At 70.4% G+C, this 19193-nt stretch carries 21 protein-coding genes and 1 pseudogene; 9 read left to right on the plus strand and 13 right to left on the minus strand.

Annotated features, from left to right (window positions below):
• The first annotated feature begins 4 nt into the window (after positions 1 to 4).
• The 3 genes from MFF30_RS14325 to MFF30_RS14335 all read left to right on the plus strand — a co-directional run bounded on the left by MFF30_RS14325 (position 5) and on the right by MFF30_RS14335 (position 3616).
• Positions 5 to 2038 carry a YgiQ family radical SAM protein gene (locus tag MFF30_RS14325; protein WP_238280068.1) on the plus strand — a complete coding sequence of 678 codons (2034 nt, stop codon included), beginning with the start codon at positions 5 to 7 and terminating at the stop codon, positions 2036 to 2038.
• 195 nt (positions 2039 to 2233) lie between these two features.
• Positions 2234 to 2941 carry a ribose-5-phosphate isomerase RpiA gene (rpiA, locus tag MFF30_RS14330; protein WP_238280069.1) on the plus strand — a complete coding sequence of 236 codons (708 nt, stop codon included), beginning with the start codon at positions 2234 to 2236 and terminating at the stop codon, positions 2939 to 2941.
• A 60-nt stretch (positions 2942 to 3001) separates the two neighbouring features.
• Positions 3002 to 3616 (plus strand): DUF2059 domain-containing protein, encoded by a 615-nt coding sequence (locus tag MFF30_RS14335; protein ID WP_238280070.1) that lies wholly within the window; start codon positions 3002 to 3004, stop codon positions 3614 to 3616.
• Between the two features lie 22 nt (positions 3617 to 3638).
• Here the strand turns inward: MFF30_RS14335 and MFF30_RS14340 are convergent, their stop codons facing one another.
• Both MFF30_RS14340 and MFF30_RS14345 read right to left on the minus strand, forming a co-directional pair.
• Positions 3639 to 5012: a PleD family two-component system response regulator gene (locus tag MFF30_RS14340; protein WP_238280071.1), complete on the minus strand. Its 1374-nt coding sequence runs from the start codon at positions 5010 to 5012 to the stop codon at positions 3639 to 3641.
• A 63-nt stretch (positions 5013 to 5075) separates the two neighbouring features.
• The gene (locus tag MFF30_RS14345; RefSeq protein WP_238280072.1) at positions 5076 to 5456 is read right to left on the minus strand and encodes a response regulator; all 381 of its coding nucleotides are present in this window, start codon (positions 5454 to 5456) and stop codon (positions 5076 to 5078) included.
• A gap of 81 nt (positions 5457 to 5537) precedes the next feature.
• Between MFF30_RS14345 and MFF30_RS14350 the strand changes: the two genes are divergently transcribed.
• Both MFF30_RS14350 and MFF30_RS14355 read left to right on the plus strand, forming a co-directional pair.
• Positions 5538 to 5834, plus strand: a complete 297-nt coding sequence (locus tag MFF30_RS14350) for a DUF3572 domain-containing protein (RefSeq protein ID WP_238280073.1) — start codon at positions 5538 to 5540, stop codon at positions 5832 to 5834.
• 133 nt (positions 5835 to 5967) lie between these two features.
• Positions 5968 to 6375, plus strand: a complete 408-nt coding sequence (locus MFF30_RS14355) for a DoxX family protein (protein WP_238280074.1) — start codon at positions 5968 to 5970, stop codon at positions 6373 to 6375.
• A gap of 4 nt (positions 6376 to 6379) precedes the next feature.
• On the opposite strand, the gene MFF30_RS14360 is transcribed toward MFF30_RS14355, so the two are convergent.
• A complete protein-coding gene (locus MFF30_RS14360) occupies positions 6380 to 7039 on the minus strand; it encodes a class I SAM-dependent methyltransferase (protein WP_238280094.1) in 660 nt (219 codons plus the stop codon).
• Between the two features lie 11 nt (positions 7040 to 7050).
• Positions 7051 to 7653, minus strand: a complete 603-nt coding sequence (locus tag MFF30_RS14365; protein WP_238280075.1) for a hypothetical protein — start codon at positions 7651 to 7653, stop codon at positions 7051 to 7053.
• A gap of 88 nt (positions 7654 to 7741) precedes the next feature.
• Between MFF30_RS14365 and MFF30_RS14370 the strand changes: the two genes are divergently transcribed.
• From MFF30_RS14370 to MFF30_RS14380, 3 genes and pseudogenes are all read left to right on the plus strand, one after another.
• Entirely contained in the window at positions 7742 to 8953 is a 1212-nt protein-coding gene (locus MFF30_RS14370) for a DNA topoisomerase IB (protein WP_238280076.1), read from the plus strand.
• Positions 8954 to 9200: 247 nt separating this feature from the next.
• A complete protein-coding gene (locus tag MFF30_RS14375) occupies positions 9201 to 10208 on the plus strand; it encodes an SDR family oxidoreductase (protein ID WP_238280077.1) in 1008 nt (335 codons plus the stop codon).
• Positions 10209 to 10377: 169 nt separating this feature from the next.
• Positions 10378 to 10842: pseudogene (locus MFF30_RS14380) on the plus strand (cytochrome ubiquinol oxidase subunit I); the annotation flags it as partial.
• 75 nt (positions 10843 to 10917) lie between these two features.
• Here MFF30_RS14380 and MFF30_RS14385 read toward each other — a convergent pair.
• The 8 genes from MFF30_RS14385 to crcB form a co-directional block, all read right to left on the minus strand.
• Positions 10918 to 11607: a LuxR C-terminal-related transcriptional regulator gene (locus MFF30_RS14385; protein ID WP_238280079.1), complete on the minus strand. Its 690-nt coding sequence runs from the start codon at positions 11605 to 11607 to the stop codon at positions 10918 to 10920.
• 253 nt (positions 11608 to 11860) lie between these two features.
• The gene (locus tag MFF30_RS14390) at positions 11861 to 12757 is read right to left on the minus strand and encodes a diguanylate cyclase domain-containing protein (protein ID WP_238280080.1); all 897 of its coding nucleotides are present in this window, start codon (positions 12755 to 12757) and stop codon (positions 11861 to 11863) included.
• Between the two features lie 80 nt (positions 12758 to 12837).
• On the minus strand, positions 12838 to 13302 hold the full coding sequence (locus MFF30_RS14395; RefSeq protein WP_238280081.1) for a hypothetical protein: 465 nt from the start codon (positions 13300 to 13302) through the stop codon (positions 12838 to 12840).
• Between the two features lie 194 nt (positions 13303 to 13496).
• Complete coding sequence (locus MFF30_RS14400; RefSeq protein WP_238280082.1) at positions 13497 to 13751, minus strand: hypothetical protein; 255 nt, start codon at positions 13749 to 13751, stop codon at positions 13497 to 13499.
• Between the two features lie 170 nt (positions 13752 to 13921).
• Positions 13922 to 14080: a hypothetical protein gene (locus tag MFF30_RS14405; RefSeq protein ID WP_238280083.1), complete on the minus strand. Its 159-nt coding sequence runs from the start codon at positions 14078 to 14080 to the stop codon at positions 13922 to 13924.
• A 94-nt stretch (positions 14081 to 14174) separates the two neighbouring features.
• Entirely contained in the window at positions 14175 to 14525 is a 351-nt protein-coding gene (locus MFF30_RS14410) for a hypothetical protein (RefSeq protein WP_238280084.1), read from the minus strand.
• Positions 14522 to 14704, minus strand: a complete 183-nt coding sequence (locus MFF30_RS14415) for a hypothetical protein (RefSeq protein ID WP_238280085.1) — start codon at positions 14702 to 14704, stop codon at positions 14522 to 14524. The genes MFF30_RS14410 and MFF30_RS14415 overlap by 4 nt, the downstream gene beginning before the upstream one ends.
• A 313-nt stretch (positions 14705 to 15017) precedes the next feature.
• Positions 15018 to 15386, minus strand: a complete 369-nt coding sequence (gene crcB, locus MFF30_RS14420; protein WP_238280086.1) for a fluoride efflux transporter CrcB — start codon at positions 15384 to 15386, stop codon at positions 15018 to 15020.
• Between the two features lie 377 nt (positions 15387 to 15763).
• Between crcB and MFF30_RS14425 the strand changes: the two genes are divergently transcribed.
• A complete protein-coding gene (locus tag MFF30_RS14425) occupies positions 15764 to 16858 on the plus strand; it encodes a DUF2778 domain-containing protein (protein ID WP_238280087.1) in 1095 nt (364 codons plus the stop codon).
• Positions 16859 to 16932: 74 nt separating this feature from the next.
• On the opposite strand, the gene MFF30_RS14430 is transcribed toward MFF30_RS14425, so the two are convergent.
• Positions 16933 to 19185, minus strand: a complete 2253-nt coding sequence (locus MFF30_RS14430) for a xanthine dehydrogenase family protein molybdopterin-binding subunit (protein WP_238280088.1) — start codon at positions 19183 to 19185, stop codon at positions 16933 to 16935.
• Between the last annotated feature and the right edge of the window lie 8 nt (positions 19186 to 19193).

Genomic DNA, 19193 nt, shown 5'->3' on the forward strand with positions numbered 1-19193 from the left:
CCCCATGGAACTCCGCGCGTCCGCCGAACCCTCCGTCGTCCCCTTCGCCTGCAAGCCGCCGCCCAACGGAACGGCGGCGCCATTCCTGCCGATGAGCCGTGCCGAGATGGACAGGCTCGGCTGGGACGCCTGCGACATCGTGCTGGTGACGGGCGACGCCTACGTGGATCACCCGAGCTTCGGCATGGCGATCATCGGCCGGCTCCTCGAAGCGCAGGGGTTCCGGGTCGGCATCATCGCGCAGCCCGACTGGCAATCGGCCGAGCCGTTCAAGGCCCTGGGCAAGCCGACCCTGTTCTTCGGCGTCACCGGCGGCAACCTCGATTCGATGGTGAACCGCTACACGGCGGACCGGCGCCTGCGAAGCGACGACGCCTACACGGCGGGCGGCGAAGGGGGCGCCCGCCCGGACCGCTGCACCATCGTCTACACGCAGCGCTGCCGCGAGGCCTACAAGGATGTGCCGATCATCCTCGGCGGCATCGAGGCCTCCTTACGCCGCATCGCGCACTACGATTACTGGTCCGACAAGGTGCGCCGCTCGATCCTGGCGGACGCGAAGGCCGACCTCCTCCTCTATGGCAATGCCGAGCGCGCCGTGGTCGAGGTGGCGAACCGCTTGGCTGCCGGCGAGGCGCCGCGCGACCTCGACTCCGTCCGGGGCGTCGCCCTGTTCCGCCGGGTGCCCGAGCATTACGCGGAACTCCCCGCCGACGATCTCGATTCCGCCGACGAGGCCGCCGCCCGCAAGCCCGGCGAGACCGTGATCCGGCTCCCCGCCTACGACGAGGTCAAGGACGACAAGGAGGCCTATGCCCGCGCCTCGCGGGTGCTGCACCGGGAGGCCAACCCCGGTAACGCCCGCCCCCTCGTCCAGCGCCACGGCGATCGCGACCTGTGGCTGAACCCGCCGCCGATCCCGCTCTCCAGCGCGGAGATGGATGCGGTCTACGACCTGCCCTACGCCCGCGCACCGCATCCCGCCTACGGCGACGCGAAGATTCCCGCCTGGGACATGATCAAGTTCTCGGTGACGATCATGCGCGGGTGCTTCGGCGGCTGCACCTTCTGCTCCATCACCGAGCACGAGGGTCGCGTCATCCAGAACCGCTCGGAGGAGTCGATCCTGCGCGAGATCGAGCTGATCCGCGACAAGACGCCGGGCTTCACGGGCGTGATCTCCGATGTGGGTGGACCCACGGCCAACATGTACCGGATGGCCTGCAAGGACCCGAAGATCGAGGCGGCGTGCCGTCTGCCGTCCTGCGTCTTCCCGGACATCTGCCCGAACCTGAACACCTCGCACGACGACCTGATCCGGCTCTACCGCAAGGTCCGCGAGGTCGAGGGCGTCAAGAAGGTGATGGTGGCGTCGGGCGTGCGCTACGACCTCGCGGTCCGGAGTCCCGAATACGTCGAGGAACTCGTGACCCACCACGTCGGCGGGCGCCTCAAGATCGCGCCTGAGCACACCGAGCGCGGCCCCCTCGACCTGATGATGAAGCCGGGGATCGGCACCTACGACCGCTTCAAGGAGATGTTCGACGCCGCCGCCAAGAAGGCCGGCAAGAAATACTACCTGATCCCGTACTTCATCGCGGCGCATCCGGGCACGACGGACGAGGACATGATGAACCTCGCCCTTTGGCTCAAGAAGAACGACTATCGCGCCGACCAGGTCCAGACCTTCCTGCCGTCCCCCATGGCGACGGCCACGACCATGTACCACACCGAGATCAACCCGCTGCAGGGCGTGCGGCGCGGCGGCAGCGAGCCCGTCGACGCGATCAAGGGGATGCGGCAGCGCCGGCTGCACAAGGCCTTCCTGCGCTACCACGACCCCGAGAACTGGCCCGTGTTGCGCGAGGCGCTGCGGGCGATGGGCCGGGCGGATCTCATCGGGCCGAGGCCGGACCAGCTCGTGCCGTTCTCGCAGCCGCCGGGCACGGGGGCGGGCAAGGCGGGCGGCCAACCGCGCCCCTCACGCCATCCGGGCGCGCCGCGTTTCACCACGAAGGGCGTGCCGCTGAGGAAGTGACGGTCCCGCGCGCGCCCGGGTCACCGGGTGTTCCAGGGGGCGCTTCTCGGGCGCGTTGGACGGGCCGCCCGGGCATGCTAGGGGCTCAACCTCAAGCCGGTGGTCGCGCCCGTTGCCGGCCGCGCCCCTCCTCGTCCCTCGCCCGAGCCGTCCCATGACGAACGTCCTCCCCTCCCCGGCCCGCGGAGCGTCCGCGTGAGCGGCCCGGATCTCCGCCGTGCCGCCGCCGAGGTCGCGGTCGGGCTCGTCACGCCCGGCATGCGTCTCGGGATCGGCACCGGCTCCACCGCCAACGTCTTCGTCGAACTGCTGGGCGAACGCGTGCGCGCCGGGCTCGACGTCGTCGGCGTGCCGACCTCCGAGGCGACCCGGGTCGCGGCCGAGGCCGCCGGCATCCGCCTCGCCACCCTGGAGGAGATGCCCGAGCTCGACCTCACCATCGACGGGGCCGACGAGATCGACGCCGCGATGCGCCTCGTGAAGGGCGGCGGCGGGGCGCTGCTGCGCGAGAAGATCGTGGCCTTCGCCAGCCACCGCATGGTGGTGATCGCGGACGGCGCCAAGCGCGTGGACACCCTGGGCGCCTTCCCGCTGCCGGTCGAGGTCAACGCCTTCGGCCTCGGCTCCACCCGGCGCGCCGTCGCCGCCGCTCTGCGGGCCTGCGGCTGCACGGGCGAAATCGTCCTGCGGGCCCGCGACGGCGCGCCGTTCGTCACCGATGGCGGCCACCACATCCTCGATGCCCATCTCGGCCGCATTCCCGATCCGGAAGCCCTCTCGGCCGCCCTCTGGGCCGTGCCGGGCGTGGTCGAGCACGGCCTGTTCCTCGGCTTGGCCACAGGCGCCATCCTGGCCGAGGCACGGGACGGGCAGGCCGTGGTGACCCGGCTCGGAACCGTCTGAGGGCGTCACCCGCCCGCCCCGCCTCATCCCCTTGCCCTGACCCTTTCCGGAGCGTCCGCCATGTCCCGCCGCCTCGCCGCCCTGGCCGCCCCCTTGGCTGCCCCCTTGGCTGCCTCCTTGGCCGCCCTCGTCCTGACGGGCGCCGTCCCCGCCCTCGCGCAGGCACCGGCGCAGAAACCGCCGGCGGCCAAGCCCGGCGCCAACCCGGCCGCCCCGGCCCCGGCCCCGAACACGCCCGCCGCGCAGACCCCGGCCTTCACGCCGAATCACCTGGCCCTCGCCCGCGAGGTGATGCTGAGCTCCGGCATCGCCCGCTCGTTCGACTCGATCATCCCCGCCTTCAGCGAGCAGATCCGCCAGAACGCGGTGACGCGGCCGGAGCTGACCAACGACCTCAACGCCGTGCTGACCTCCCTCGCGCCCGAGATGGAGATGCAGAAGCAGTCGATGATCGACACCGCCGCGCGCATCTACGCCAGCCGCCTGAGCGAGGCCGAGTTGACGGAGGTCGCGGCGTTCTTCCGCTCGCCCGCCGGCAAGCGCTACGTCGAGACTCAGCCGCAGGTGCTCGACGACATGGTCGGGGCCATGCAGACCTGGACCCAGGAGGTCTCGGAATACATCATGGTCCGCGTGCGCGCCGAGATGACGAAGAAGGGCCACCAGCTCCAGTAAGGGGCCACCGGGGGCCGCCGGCTCAGGCGGCGGCGGCCTCGACGCGGTTGCGGCCGGCGCTTTTTGCCCGGTAGAGCGCCACATCGGCACGCTTGAGCATGTCGGCGGGGCTGGCATCGGCCGGGCGGCGCCAGGACACCCCGATGGACACGGTGACGGAGACGGTGCGGGTGTCGCGCTGGATCGCGAAGGGCACGGCCTCGATGCGCTCGCGGATGCGCTCGGCGATGCCGTAGGCGCCCTCGGCCTCGGCGTCGGGCAGGATGATGACGATCTCCTCGCCGCCGTAGCGGGCCACGATGTCGATGCCGCGTGTATGCGTGCGGACGCGGTCGGCGAAGGCCTTGAGCACCTCGTCGCCGGCCTCGTGACCGAAGGTGTCGTTGATCGTCTTGAACCGGTCGATGTCGAGCATCAGGGCCGCCACCGGGCGGTTGCGCAGGGTCGCCTCCCGGAACAGCGCCCCGAGATGGCTGTCGAGATAGCGCCGGTTGTGCAGTCCCGTGAGGCCGTCTGTGATGGCGAGTTCCATCGAGGCCTGCACGGCGCCCCGCAGGGTGTCGGAGAAGCGGCGGCGGCGCACCTGCGTGCGCACACGGGCCACGAGCTCGTTCCGGTCCACGGGCCGCATCAGGTAGTCGTGCACGCCGAATTCGAGGCCCCGGGTCACCCGCGCCCGGTCGTGCGTCTCGGCGATCATCATCACGGGCATGGTCCGGGTGCGATCGAGGGAGCGCAGCTGGCTGCACAGGCGCAGGCCGTCGAAGCCCTGGAGGTCGAGGCTGACCAGGGCGAGGTCGAAGGCTCCTTCCGTGGCGAGCACCAGGGCCTTGTGCGGGTCGCCCTCCACCGTGAGCGTGTGGTGCTGGCCGAGCGCCGCCGCGAGGCGGTCGGCGGAACCGGGGCGGTCCTCCACGAGGAGGATCGAGGCGTCGAGGCCGGTCTCGGCGGCGGCGAGCGCCAGGGGGTCGCCCATGCCGAAATCCCGCGAGGCCATGGCGCGGGAGCGCAACTCGTCCGTCACGGCCTTCAGGCGCACGAGGCTGCGCACGCGGGTGAACAGGGCGGTGTCGTCGATGGGCTTGGTGAGGAAGTCGTCGGCGCCCGCATCGAGGCCCCGCAGGCGATCGGAGGGCTGGTCGAGCGCGGTGACCATGACCACCGGCAGGTGGGCGGTGTTGGGGTTGCTCTTGAGGCGCCGGCAGACCTCGAAGCCGTCCATGCCCGGCATCATCACGTCGAGGAGCACGAGGTCGCACAGGCCCTTCTCGCAGATCGCCAGGGCGTCGGGCCCGTTCATCGCCGCGAGCACGTCGAAGTATTCCAGCGAGAGCTTGGTCTCCAGGAGCTTCACGTTCGGGAAGAGATCATCGACGATCAGGATTCGGGCCGACATCGTTCCTCGCGCGGGCATCGTGGTCTGGGTCGTCGGGGACGGCGTGTGCGAGGGCCGCTTGTGTCAGGCGGGGCGGCTGTCGCCGAGGTACTGACGCACGGTCGCGAGGAACTTCGCGACCGAGATCGGTTTCGACAGATAGGCCTCGCATCCGCCCTCGCGGATGCGCTCCTCGTCGCCTTTCATGGCGAAGGCCGTGATGGCGATGACCGGGATGCCCTTGAGGTCGTCGTCCTCCTTGAGCCACTTCGTGACCTCCAGTCCGGAGACTTCGGGCAGCTGGATGTCCATGAGGATGAGGTCGGGGCGGTGGGCGCGGGCGAGCTCGATCGCCTCGATGCCGTTGGCCGTCTTCAACGTGGCATAGCCATGCCCCTCCAACAGGTCGTTGAAGAGCTTCATATTGAGTTCGTTGTCCTCAACGATGAGCACGGTCTTCTTCATGGCCCGTTGTTCCCGGTGCGTGGACGGCCCATTGTCGTTCGACGCATGCCCCGCCCTAGGAGATTTAGCGGATACATGTTGATGAAACGCAAACCCCATGGGGGAGAGGACGGGCCGGAGGGCCTCGCCCTGGCGGCCCTCGCCTGGATGGCCACCGACGACGAGCGCCTGTTTCCTTTCCTGGAGGCCACCGGCGTGACTCCCGACACCCTGCGGGCGAGCGCTCAGGACCCTGGGTTCCTGGCAGGCATCCTCGACCATATCATGGCCGACGAGGCGACGCTGCTGGCCTGCGCCGAGGCCCTCGACGTCAAGCCCGAGCGGATCGCGGCGGCCTGGCGCAAGCTCGGCCCGCCGGACTTCGACGACGGGATGTGACGGCTCCGGCCGCACTTCGGCCGGACGATATCCCCGCGCGAATGGCGGGTCGAGGGTCGCCGCGTCCGCTGCGGCGCGGTATGGCTCGGGGGACCCCCTTCGTCGCGCACCGGTATCCGGAGATCCCCCGATCATGAACCTCGCCGCCCTCTCGGCCACCTGGGCCCCGCGCCTCCTCAGCGTCCTGCGCATCATGAGCGGCCTGCTGTTCCTGGAGCACGGCACGCAGAAGCTGTTCGGCTTTCCCGCCCGCATGGGCGGCGGAGCGGCGCCCGAGCTCCTGTCGCTGCCCGGCATCGCCGGCTGCCTCGAGCTCGTGGGCGGGACACTGATCGTCCTCGGCCTCTTCACCCGGCCGGTGGCCTTCCTGCTCTCGGGCCAGATGGCGGTGGCGTATTTCCTTGCCCACGCCCCGAAGAGCCCGTTCCCGGCGCTGAACGGGGGCGATGCCGCGATCCTGTTCTGCTTCGTCTTCCTGTACTTCGCCGCCGCCGGCGCCGGCCCCTGGAGCCTCGACGCGCAGCGCCGCGGCCGGATCTGAGGGGTCAGGCGCTGAAGCGCCAGACGCTGCTGCGCTTGATCTCCGCATCCTCCAGGGAGCGGCTCACCGGCACCGTGTAGGTGGCGAGTTCGGTGAGCCGGTCGCGGGGGAGGTAGGAGCGGCCGGGATCTCCCAGCAGCACCGTGGCGCCCCGCGCGTGCAGGCCGGAGAGCCAGCCGGTGACGCGGCCCGCGAGGTCCTGCTCGTAGAAGATGTCGGCGGCCAGCACCACGGCCGAGCCCGGATCGGAGCCGATGAGGTCGCGCGACACCGCCTCGATCCGCTCCGCGACGCCGTTGGCCGCCGCGTTGAGGCCGATGGCCGGGATCGCGAAGGGGTCGAGGTCGCTGGCGGTGACGTGGAGCGCGCCGACCTGCGCCGCCGCTATGGCGACGAGGCCCGAGCCCGACGCGAAGTCGAGCACCCGGCGCCCCGCCACGAGGGTGGGATTGTCGAGGACGTAGCGGGCCAGCGCCTGCCCGCCGGCCCAGGCGAAGGCCCAGAACGGCGGCGGCAAGCCGATCGCCGACAATTCGTCCTCGGTCTTCTGCCAGAGCTCGGTGGCCTCATCGGCCACGTGCAGGACGATCTCGGGCGCGTGCGGCACCGGGCGCAGCCGGGTGTTGGCCCGGATGAAGGCGAGGGGATCGGCCGAAGCGATCATGGTTTTCGCGCTCATGCCCGGGCGAACTCGCCGTAGAGCGTCGCGGCGGCGGCTCCGAGCCCGTCCGCGCCCACCAGGGCCAGCGCCGTATCGGCCGGGTCGAGCCCGAGAGCGGCGGCATCGGCCGTGGTCTCGCAGAGGTACCGGGTGGTCCGGGTGGCGAGCGCCCCCCGCAGCGCCTGACGTAAGGTGAAGCGCGTCAACCGCCCGGCGGCATCGGTGCGGGCGCCCAGCGCCGCGAGATCGTCGGGCTGGTAGATCCGCGCGCCGATCCCCGACATCGCCGCCGCCGTGCCGCCCACCACGATCGCCCGCAGGCCGATGGCGTGGAGGAGGTCGGCCTCCAGGGCCTTGAGGATGCCGGCGAGCTGCCCCGCCTCGTAGCCCGCCGCCATCGGGTTGATCCGCGAGGTTCCGAGCGCGAAGGGCACGACCCGGGCGCCCGCCGCCTCGATCGCCCCGCGATGCGCATCCACCCGCGTCACCACCGTCGCGGCGAGCCCGGCGGACCGGGCGGCCGCCACCAGGGGGAGGAAGCGGGCCGCGAAGCCCGTATCGTCGGGGGCGAGGAGGACGAGGCGGCGGGGCGCGCCGCCGGGAGCGGGGTTATCCATCGGACCGGATGTAGCACGCCCCGCCCGGAACAGCGCATGGCGCGGCTCCGTTGACGGCGAACGAGTCATCACAGGGACGGGAGCCAGCATGGCCACGGCGCGCGACGAAGAGGGCACGGTCGCCGACCCCCGCGACGCCGCCGAGGACGCGGGCCTGCGCTATGTGGACGACGCGATGCCGGGGCTGACGCGCAGGAAGAGCGGCACGGGCTTCAGCTATCGTGACGCGAAGGATCGGCCGGTGCGGGACGCGAAGACCCTCGCGCGCATCCGCTCGCTGGCGATCCCGCCGGCCTATACCGACGTGTGGATCTGCCCCCGGGCCAACGGCCACATCCAGGCGACGGGTCGCGACGCGAAGGGGCGCAAGCAGTACCGCTACCACCCGGATTTCCGGGCCGCCCGCGACCTCACCAAGTTCGAGCACGTCATGGCCTTCGCCGACGCGCTCCCGGCCATCCGCGCCCGGGTGGATGCCGACATGGGCAAGCGCGGCCTCCCCCGCGAAAAGGTGCTGGCGACCGTGGTCCACCTCCTCGAGACCACGCTGATCCGCGTCGGCAACGACGATTACGCCCGCACCAACAAGAGCTTCGGCCTCACCACGCTGCGCGACCGGCATGCCCGGATCGAGGGCTCTGAGCTTACCTTCCGGTTCAAGGGCAAGAGCGGCAAGACCTGGGACCTCGGCCTCAAGGACCGGCGTGTCGCCCGCATCGTCAAGGCCTCCCAGGACCTGCCGGGCCAGGAACTGTTCCAGTACCGCGACGCCGACGGCACCGTGCGCGACGTGACCTCGGCGGACGTGAACGCGTATCTGCGCGAGATCACGGCTCAGGACATCACCGCCAAGGATTTCCGGACCTGGGCGGGCACGGTGCTGGCCGCCCTGGCGCTGCAGGAATTCGAGGCCTTCGACAGCGAGGCCAAGGCCAAGAAGAACCTGCGCGCTGCCATCGAGGGTGTCGCCGCGCGGCTCGGCAATACGCCGACCATCTGCCGCAAATGCTACATCCACCCCCAGGTGCTCGACTGCTACCTCGAGGGCGCGCTCCTCCTGCAGATCAAGGACGCGGTGGAAGATGAATTGCGCGCGGACCTCGCCGGGCTGAAGCCCGAGGAGGCCGCCGTGCTCGGCCTGCTCCAGGCCCGCCTGTCCGGGGTGAAGGACGGCCGGGGGCGGGACCTTTCGGACCGGGGGGCGGCTAAGAAGGCCGGGACGGCGGCGCGCAAGCGGGTCGCGAAGGCGGCCAAGGCACGTGCGGCGGCACCGGAGTCCGGCCAGGGCCAAGCCGCCTGATTCGAAGTTGCGAGAAGGCTCGGCCTCGGCGCGCCCATTCCCCCTCTGCAGAGCAGGCGGGAGAAGGGGAGACCTCTCCGGATAAGGCACTCCCCCTCTCCCGCAGGGGGGAGAGGGAGACGCGTGGACGGCATCGACCATGACGAAGCCGCTTCCCCCGTGTCGTTTGGGCACGCGGGCCGGCAGGCAACAGCCGTCCTCCTTGAGCCGTTGGCGCAGGTTGTCGCCGAACGGGAATGTGAACATCATGAAGGTCGCTGTCGTCACGGGCGGAACGTCCGGCATCGGGCTCGCCACCGCCCATCTCTTCGCCCGGCGCGGCTGGGCCGTGGCGGTGATCGCCCGCGATCCCGACCGCTTGCGCGACACGGAGGCCGCCCTGGTGGCGTATGGCCGTCCCGTCCTGGCGATCTCGGCCGACGTCGCCGATGCGGAGGCGGTGGATGCCGCCGCCGCGCGGATCGAGCGGGAATTCGGGCCGATCCGGGCCTGGGTCAACAACGCCATGGCGACCATCGTGAATCCGGCCGACCAGATCACCCCCGCGGAATACCGGCGCGTCACCGAGACGACCTATCTCAGCCAGGTCTACGGCACGCTCGCGGCCCTGCGCTTCATGAAGCCGCGCAACCGCGGTGCCATCATCCAGGTCTCGTCGGGGCTCGGCATCCGCGCGGCCCCGTTGCAGGCGCCCTACTGCGCGGCGAAGTTCGCGGTCTCGGGTTTCACCGACGCCCTGCGCTCCGAGCTGATCCACGATCGCGTGGATGTCTCCCTCAGCGTGGTCTACCTGCCCGCCGTCAACACCCCGCAGTTCAACTGGGCCCGCAACCGCACCGGCCACGGCCAGTATGCCCCCGACCCGGTCTACGATCCGCGCCTCTGCGCCGAGGCCATCGTCGCGACGGCCGAGAAACCGAGTCGCGAGGTCTGGGTCGGCCACAGTACGGTGATGATGGCCGCCGCCCAGGCCCTGATGCCGGGCTACGCCGACTCGAAGGCTGCCACGATGTGGTCGGCCCAGCTCACCGATGCACCCGCCCCCGACAAGGCCGGCAACCTGTTCGCGCCGGTGCCGGGCGATGTCGGCATCGACGGGCGCTTCTCGGACCGGACCAAGGCCACGCGCAGCGCCTACTGGACCAGCCGCGACCGCGACCTTCTCGTGGCCAGCCTGACGGGCGTGGTGGCCCTCGGCCTGTTCGGCGTCGCCACCCTCGCTCGCGCACCGCGCCGCCTGCTGCCGCGGCGCTGAGCCCCCGGGGGCCCGGGCGACCTTGGCGCGATTCGCGAACCGGATGCAGCTCGGGCGCCTTCACGCGATAGCTGTTCCAAGGTTTCCCGGTTCAGGATCCCGTATCGGACGAGGTTCGGCATTGACGTCGACGCGCTGCTGCTTTCGCGCATCCAGTTCGGCTTCACCATGGCGTTTGTTCGACTCGTTCCGCATCATGGTGGCGATCGGCATGGCGATGCTGGGCTTGAGCCTGTGGAGCCTCTACCTGCGCTGGCGGGGCACGCTCTACACGAACCGCTGGTTCCTCAACGCGGCGATGCTGATGACGCCGTCTGGGTTCGGTGCGGTGCTGTTCGGCTGGTTCACCGCCGAGATCGGGCGCCAGCCCTACATCGTCTACGGGCAGCTGCGCACGGCGGACGCGCACGCGCCCCTGACGGTCAATGCCGTGACGACCTCGCTGGTCGCGTTCCTGATCGCCTACGCGTTCATCTTCGGCTTCGGCAGCTACGATCTCGCCAAGCTCCTGCGCAAAGGGCCCGCGCCCCTGGAGGAGGCCATGCGCGGCGACGACATCGCCCGGACGCCCAAGCGTCCGCTCTCGGCGGTCGACGAGAGCCTCACACCCGCCAAAGGGCGGGTGCCTGCCTAAGGGCGGCCCGCTTGAGGGCGGGTCGGGTCGCCGAGACGGGGGAAGGAACGCGCGGGAGCCCCGCGCCGGCCCGGCTCAGAGCCGGGCCAGCAGCTCCTTCGGGGCGATGCGGGTCACGCGCGCCCGCAGGCCGTTGTCCTGGCGCACCGGCTCGGCATCCAGCACCGGCGCCAGACCGAGTTGGCGGGCCAGGGCGACGAGGTCCTTCAGACGACCGGTCTGGGTCTTGCGGCGCAGGTTGAGCCGGTGGGTCTCTACCGTGCGCACGCTGAGGCTCAGGCGGCGGGCGACCTCCTTGTTGCTGAAGCCGGCACTGAGAAAGCGCAGGATCTCGGCTTCCCGAGGCGTCAGGCCGTCGGCCGTCGTCGCGTCGGGTCGGAGCGCGGCATGCTGCGGCTCGGGGTTCGCCGCGAGGCCGAGGATCGCGGCGCAGACGTCGCGCGGCGCGGCGCTTCGAGCCACGAAGGCATCGGCCCCCGCCTGGACCAGTCGGCCCAGCAGATCGGCCCGCAGGACGTCGAAGGCCACCAGCACGGTGACGCCGGGCCGGCGCCCCTTCAGCATGGCGATGCGCGACAGGGTCGCCGCGCCGGACTCAGCGCCGACGAAGACCAGGGCGACGCTGCGCGCGGGTGCGCCGGCCCCCGGGAGCAGGTCCGCCTCGCCCACGGTCTGAAGGCGCGGCTCGTGCTCCAGCACGGCCCGAAGGGTCGATTCGAGCTCGCAGGGCTCGTCAACGATCAAGACGCCCACAGGTTGGTTCACGACTGTCATCCCCCATTGTCCCAGCGCGATACATCGCGCTCTTCCCAGGGGAGATCAGATCAAGTTCCGTTCCAAGGCTCTATTCACCAAGACTCTCGTCGCAGAAGGACGGCGACGGGGCAAGACTCGCTAGACTTTGCCCGAGACTCCGGGGCCACGCGCCAAATCTGTCGCCGCATTGAACAAATCGGCGTTTCGCAACGGCACAATCTCCGCCCCGCGTCGGCCGTCAAAACGGTACAGGCCGGACCCGTCAGCCGGCGCGGGCCAGGACGAGGTCGGCGGCCGCGCTGACGACGCGGTTGCGGCCCGTCGTCTTGGCCTCGTAGAGGGCGATGTCGGCGCGCTTGATCAGACCCTCGATGGTGTCGCCCTCGAACCATTCGCTCACGCCGAAGCTGCAGGTCAGGCGGATCGGCACGCGGCCGCCGCGGATGCGCAGGGACTCCACGGCGCGGCGCAGGCGCGTGGCGGTGGCCTCGGCCTCCGAAGCCGGCCGGTGGGGCAGCACGATGCCGAACTCCTCGCCCCCGAGGCGGCCGACGATCCCCTCGACGGCGAGTTCGCGGCAGACCGCCTGGATGGCGGCGTCGCCGACATCGTGGCCGTACTCGTCGTTGATGCGCTTGAAATGGTCGATGTCGAGGAGGATCGCCGCCATCCGCCCGTGGTCGCCGACGCGCTCGGCCGCGTCCCTGGCCTTCTGCAGGAAGGCCCGCCGGTTCAGGATACCGGTCAGCGAATCCGTCTCCGCGAGACGGATCAGCTCACTCTGCATGGTGGTGAGGCGCTCGGCGGCCCGCAGGCGGGCGTGCAGTTCCTCGGGCGTCGGCGGCTTCTCGATGAAGTCGTCCGCCCCGCTATCCAGGGCCTCGGCGAGGTTCCGGGCGTTGCGGGCCGAGGACATGGTGATGACGTAGAGAGGCCGGTTGGACTCCGCCAGCAGGCGGGCCGACCAGCACAGTTCCAACCCGCCGAGGGGCCGGACCTCGAGGCTGGTGATCAGTACACGGACCGAGGCCGTGTCTTCGACATACGCGAGTGCCTCGGCGGAATTCGTGAAAGCCGTAACCGTATGGCCGTTCGGCTCAAGCAGCGCCGCGATCATCTTGAGGACGACCCGACTGGTGTCGACGAGGACGATGTGCATGGGGCCGCCGGACCGAGTTTCGGAAGTGTCGGTCACCCTGGCACGGAACAGATTAAGGCCCTCTCAATCCGGAGAGCGCCTCAGCGCAGATCCGCCTGCCGCTGCGGCACGCCCACGGTGATCACGCGGGCGCTCCCGGAACGCCGCTCCGCGACCGGCGCGAAGTGCGGGTGGGGGGCCCGCGACAGGACCCGGGCCCGCGTCCGGCGCGTTTCGGATGTCGCCGTCCGGGGGGCTTCGATCACGTAGACGGTGGGTGTCCCGACGGGAGCGCTGCGGATACCCGCCACGGTAGGGACGCCGTAGGTGCCGTAACCCCAGGCGCTCGGAACGAGTTCGCTCGGCCGGGGAAAGCGGGTGAGCGGCGCACCGATATAGTCGCCGCGCAGCAGGGGACCCGCATAGCTGTCTTCGTAGCCGAAGGGCACGGATCGGACGCCGTAGGACACGACCTGGGCCTGGGCGGAGCCCGCGAGGCCCGTCGCGAAGAGAACACCGAGGAGGCCGAGGCCGTGACGCCGGCGGGACGCTGAGGACGCGATCATGCGAGGCCGAACTCCTACCGTGGTCAATGCCCTGACCGATCGTGGATGAACCGCGCCGGACGCCCCGTCGTTCCAGAATCCGGCGCGGCTGTCCCGCGTCGAAGACTGCTTAGGCGCGCATGCGAGCATGAAAAACCCCGCCTCGCGGCGGGGTTCGGGGACATCGCATCGTATCGACAGTCGCAGGGTTCCGCTCAGCGGCAGGTGGTCACCCGGCGTACGATCCAACCCTCGCCCTCGACCCAGAGCCGGCGGCGGGAGCGGCTGCAATTGGCCGCGTCGTCCTCGGCCTCGGTCACGGCGGCCACGGGTGTGATCGCCGCTGTCGGGTTCGACACCTTGTCGGAACCCTGGCTCGTCAGGGGGGCGGCCTGGACGGCCGTGAGGCCGGCGCCGGCCAGCAGGAAGACGCCCGCCAGTGCGGACGCGCGCAGTCGATTGGCTCGCATCGAAGGTCTCGCTCGCATATCCGCGCCGGGACATGCTCTCAACGTGTCGGGATCATGCAGCGAGGCGGGCCTCGCATCTCGAACAGTTAAGTCGCGAGACCGTGAAAGGGTTGCAGTCAAGCTGACCGAACCTCACGAAACCATGATCCCGGGATGCGGACCCGAATGCCTCAGGGCGTGGCCGTCACACTGAGCATCGGTAGCGTCACGGCGAGTTGCGTGACCGCCGGGCGCGGCGGTGCCCGCTCCGACAACGCGAAGGCGCCGAGCCCGAGGAGCAGGCTGAAGGCGATCAGCGACGTCTCGATGCCGCGATAGAACCCGTCCATCTCACTGCTCCCCGCATTGGGCCGCCGGCCGGCCCCTGGCCGTCCGGCATGATCCGCCCGGGAGTGTGAGGGAATCGTAACCAGCCCGCGCCTGTCAGGCGTGCCCGAGGGTCACCATGCGGGCGAGGTCGGGCTCGGGCGGGTGCAGCAGGGCGGCGGCGAGGTTGGCCTCCAGCACGATGAGGTCGCAATCCGGGTCCGGTTCCCAGCCGCAGCGGCAGCCGTCGGCCCCTTCGTGCGCCCGCGCCACCTGGCGGTAGAGAGCGCCCACCACCCGGGCCGCCACCTCCAGGGCCGTCATGGCGGGCAGCGGCGCCCGGTTCAGGCTCTGCCAGAACGCCCGGCGCAGGGCCTCGTCGAGATGTCCCTCGGGGGACAGGACCTCGGCACAGGACGCGGCCGTCGACGCCGCGGCGGGGCCGATGCGACCGTCGCGCTCGCTCATGCCCGCTCTCCCAGTCGCTCGCGCCAATGGGCGGGCACCAGGCCGGGCTCCGCCTCCGGCACGCTCGCGAGGGCATCGATGAAGTCGGTCAGCCGGTGCAGGCGCAGGTCGACGGCGGACCCGTCCCACCACGCGATGCGCGCGCAGCCGCGCACCCAGTCCAGTGTGCGTTCCATCATTCCGCTCTCCTCGTCGATCGGGGCTACGAGAGCGTGTTTGAAAGCTTATCCTGCCCTTGGCAAGCAATAACCAAAACATTGGAACAGATGTAATATTGGTCAAGCACAGTCGTTCGAAGATCTCGATTTGGAAAAATTCCAGTCGTGGCGAAAACGACTGCCTTCGTCCGGGCTTATCGCCGGGCCCGCACCCGCACCGCAGCATCGACCGCGACGGAGCCGGCGACGCGGGGACGATCGGGCCACGGGCGTGCCCGCCCCGATCCGGCCGCTCGGGCGAATCACGCATCGGGACGGATTTGCGAATCGGCCTTCACAGCACGAGACGCATGAGCATCAGGCCGAGGAGGAGGCCAGCGAGACCGAGGACCACCGATCCGAGAATGTAGATCAGGGCCGCACCCACCTCGCCCCGCTCCAGCAGGAGAACGCCTTCGAGGGCGTAGGACGAGAAGGTGGTGAAGCCGCCGAGCAGGCCGGTGGCGAGGAACAGCCGCACGGGCTGGCTGCCGCCCCGCATGGCGTACCACCCGGCGAGCACGCCCATCAGGAGCGAGCCCAGGATGTTGATGCCCATGGTGCCGTAGGGAAAGGCCGTGCCGAATCGCAGAGCGATGAGCCCGACCCCGTGCCGGGCCATGCCACCGAGGCCCGCCCCGAGGAAGACGATGAGGAAACCCATTTCGTGCCCTCTCCTGAAGCCGGGCTCCGAGGCATGCGGCGCGCCAGACTAGGCGGAAAGTCCGGGCGCTTCGCCGGGCGGCGACGGCTTACCCCCGAGGTCCACAGGGGCGGCCACGCCTTTCGCGCCGCCCCGGTGCGATTTCCTTCCCGCAATCGGCCGGCGACGGCATCCCAGTGGAGCACAAAAGGTTTTTCGTGAGATCACCCGCTGTCCTTCAGATCAGATTAACCAAGATCTGGCTGAATCGCGGCAGTCAAGGTTGATGTTCTCCTTACAGGCACTGTCCGTCTTCCGTCTCTCGCTTAACCTTTTCTTGAGGTTTGCGGGACCGAACCGGTGCCCGTGCGGGGACTGCGTATCCGAGTACCGCCCGCATGAACGACGCTGTGTCCCTGTCCGGCCGTCGCATCCGCCGCCATCGCCGGCCGCGGGGTCGGGTCCTTTTCCGCAGCTCTGCGGTGGCGCTTCTCTGCGCCGCCTTCCCGCACCTGACCGCGCAGGACGGCCCCGTTCCGGCAGGGCCGGGACGCCCCGCCCTGGCGGTCGCCGCCGCACCGAGCGCCTATGCGTGGATGCTCGACCCGACACCGACGCTCGGCGCCGCCGCCTACGGATCGAAGGCCGCCGGCTTCACCGCCGCCCCCCTCGCCGCCGCCCTGGTCCCCCCGGCAGCCCCCGCCACGCTCCTGGCGATGGCCGCTCCCCGTCCGGCGCGCGCGCCGGCCGCGATACCCGAGCGGGTCGCCCAACTCACGCCCCTGCCCATTCCCCGCCCGGCCGGCCTCGCGGCGCCGAGCGAGCCGCCACGGCTCGCCCTGCGGGCGGCTCCGGCCCTGCGCAACCTCGCGGCACGCCGCACCCAGATCGCCCGGGCCGCGACCGACGCGGAGGCCGAGCGCTCGTTCTTCGACACCGTGTTCGGCACCCGCCCGGAGCCGGAAACGCCGGCCCCTCGGACCACCCTCGCCTACGCGGCCGTCGACCCCAGCGTCGATCCGGGTCCGCGCCGAGTGCTGGAGAGCAATCCCGGGGTGAGCGCGGGGACGGCCGTCTACGACATCACGGCGCGCACCGTGACCCTGCCGAGCGGCGAGCGGCTGGAGGCGCATTCCGGGCTCGGCGAGAGCATGGACAACCCGCGCCACGTCCACCGCCGGATGCGCGGCTCGACCCCACCGGGCACCTACGACCTCACCGAGCGCGAGGCGCTGTTCCACGGGGTGCGGGCGATCCGTCTCAACCCGGTGGGCGGCAGCGCCGCGATCCACGGCCGCGACGGCATCCTGGCCCACACCTACATGCTCGGCCCCAGCGGCGCCTCGAATGGCTGCGTCTCGTTCAAGGACTACAATCGCTTCCTCCAGGCCTACCTGCGCGGTGAGGTTCGCCGCCTCGTCGTGGTGGCCGGGGGCCGGGGCGATGCCAGCCCGAGCTTCGCCGAGCGCCTGTTCGGCCGCGCCACGCGCTGACCTTCAGCCCATTCACGACGAAGCCGCGCACCCAGGGGGTGCGCGGCTCGAGCGAAGTCGGAACGCGTGGTCGATCAGCCGATGATCTTGTCGATGGTGATCGGCAGTTCGCGGATGCGCTTGCCGGTGGCGTGGAACACAGCGTTGGCCACCGCCGCCGCCGTGCCGACGATGCCGATCTCGCCCAGGCCCTTCACGCCCATCGGGTTGGCCTTGTCCTCTTCGTCCACGAAGATCACCTCGATGTCGTGGATGTCGGCGTGGACCGGCACATGGTACTCGCCCAGATTGTGGTTCATGAACCGGCCGATGGTGTGGTCGAGCATGGATTCCTCCTCCAGCGCCGAGCCGATACCCATCACCACGCCGCCGAGGATCTGGCTGCGCGCCGTCTTGGTGTTGAGGATCTTGCCCGCTGCGATCGCCGAGACGACGCGGGTGACGCGCACGACGCCGAGATCTTCGTCGACCTTCACCTCGGCGAAGACGGCCGAGTGCGTGTAGCCGGCGAAGTCCTGGGCATGGCCGGAATCCGGGCCGGCCGAGCCGGTGGCCTCGATCTTGTCCATGCCCCCCTTCGCCATCACCTCCGTGATGGCGATGCTGCGGGACGGATCACCCGCCACCGAGATGCGCCCCTCCTTGAAGACCGCACGCGCGAAATCGACGTTGGCCAGCGGCGAATCGTCGAGGCCGCGGGCCAGGGTGAAGACCTGGGCGGCGATGTCGTAGCAGGCCCGCATTACCGCCGTGCCGGAGGAGGCCGCCGTCCACGAGCCGCCCGCGAGCGGTGCGTCGGCGAGCTTCGAGTCGCCGAGCTTCGTCGTCACGTCCGTCATCGGCAGGCCGAGCGCGTCGGCGGCGATCTGGGTCAGGATCGTGTAGGTGCCGGTACCGATGTCGCCGGTCTGGTTGCCGACCACGAGCTTGCCGTCGGCGGTCAGGGTCGCCTGGGCACTCGACTGCATCATCATCGATTCCCAGATGCCGGTGGCCATGCCCCAACCGACGAGCTCGCGCCCGTCCCGCATGGAGCGCGGCTCCGGGTTGCGGGCCGACCAGCCGAAGCGCTCGGCGCCCTCCGCATAGGCCGCCCGCAGCGACTTGGAGCTGAACGGCTTGTCCTGGGTGCGGTCCTTCTCGGCATAGTTCCGCAGGCGCAGGTCGATCGGGTCCTGCCCCGTCTGATGGGCGAGTTCGTCCATCGCCACCTCGAGGGCGAACACCCCCGTCACCGCGCCGGGAGCCCGCATGTCGGAAGGCGTGTAGGTGTCGATCTTGGCGAGCCGGTAGTCGAGGGCGACGTTCGGGCAGTCGTAGAGGACGCCCGACCAGTTCACCACGACCTCCTGGTAATCCTCGAAGCCGGAGGTGCCGGAGATCGCCTCGTGCCGGATGGAGGTCAGCGCGCCGTCGGCCTCGGCCCCGAGGGCGACGGTCTGGCGCACGTCGGGCCGGTAGCCGAAGGTGAACATCTGGTCGCGGGTCAGGGTCACCCGCACCGAGCGCTCCAGTTCCCGCGCGGCCATGACGGCGAGGAAGAGCTGGTATTGCGGACGAAGCCCCGAGCCGAAGCCGCCGCCGAGATAGGGGTTGAGGACGTGGACGTCGTCCTTCTTCATCCCGAACACACCGGTGATGTAGCCGAGGCTGTTCGAGACGCCCTGGATCTTGTCGTAGACGGTGATCTTGCCGTCGCCCTCCCAGACCACCGTCGAGGCATGGGGCTCCATCGGGTTATGGTGCTCCACGGCCATATGGTAGTGGTTGGTGAGCTGGACCGGGGCGGTCCTGTAGGCGCCGTCCGCATCGCCCCAGGGCGCCGGCGGCGGCTTGATGCCGGAGCGCTTCTTGGGCGGCACGTAGGCCGCATCCTCCAGCGCCCGGAGATCGGTCGTCGGCGCATCGGCCTCGTAGGTGAGCTTTACCAGCGAAGCGGCGTAGCGCGCCGTGCCGAAATTCTCCGCCACCACCAGGGCCACGGGCTGGCCGCTGTAATGGATCTTGTCGTCATAGAGCGGCCGGAAGGGCGAGCCGGGGGGCGCGACCTGGTCCTGGTAATTGTAGTCGAGCCAGGCGGTGCGCGGCCGGTTCGCGTGGGTGAAGACCTTGAGGACTCCCGGCACCGCCTCGGCGGCGGCGGTGTCGATGGACAGGATGCGGCCGCGAGCGATTCCGCTCGAGACCACGTAGCCGTGGGTCAGGTCGGGGGCGGCGAACTCGCCGGCATACTTCGCCTGGCCGGTGACCTTGGCGGGGCCGTCGACGCGGCTCTGCGCGGTGCCGACATAGGTGTCGGTGCCTGAAGTGCTGATGCTGTGGGCCATGGGGGTTC

It is taken from the genome of Methylobacterium goesingense (genome assembly GCF_022179225.1).
Classification (GTDB): domain Bacteria; phylum Pseudomonadota; class Alphaproteobacteria; order Rhizobiales; family Beijerinckiaceae; genus Methylobacterium; species Methylobacterium goesingense.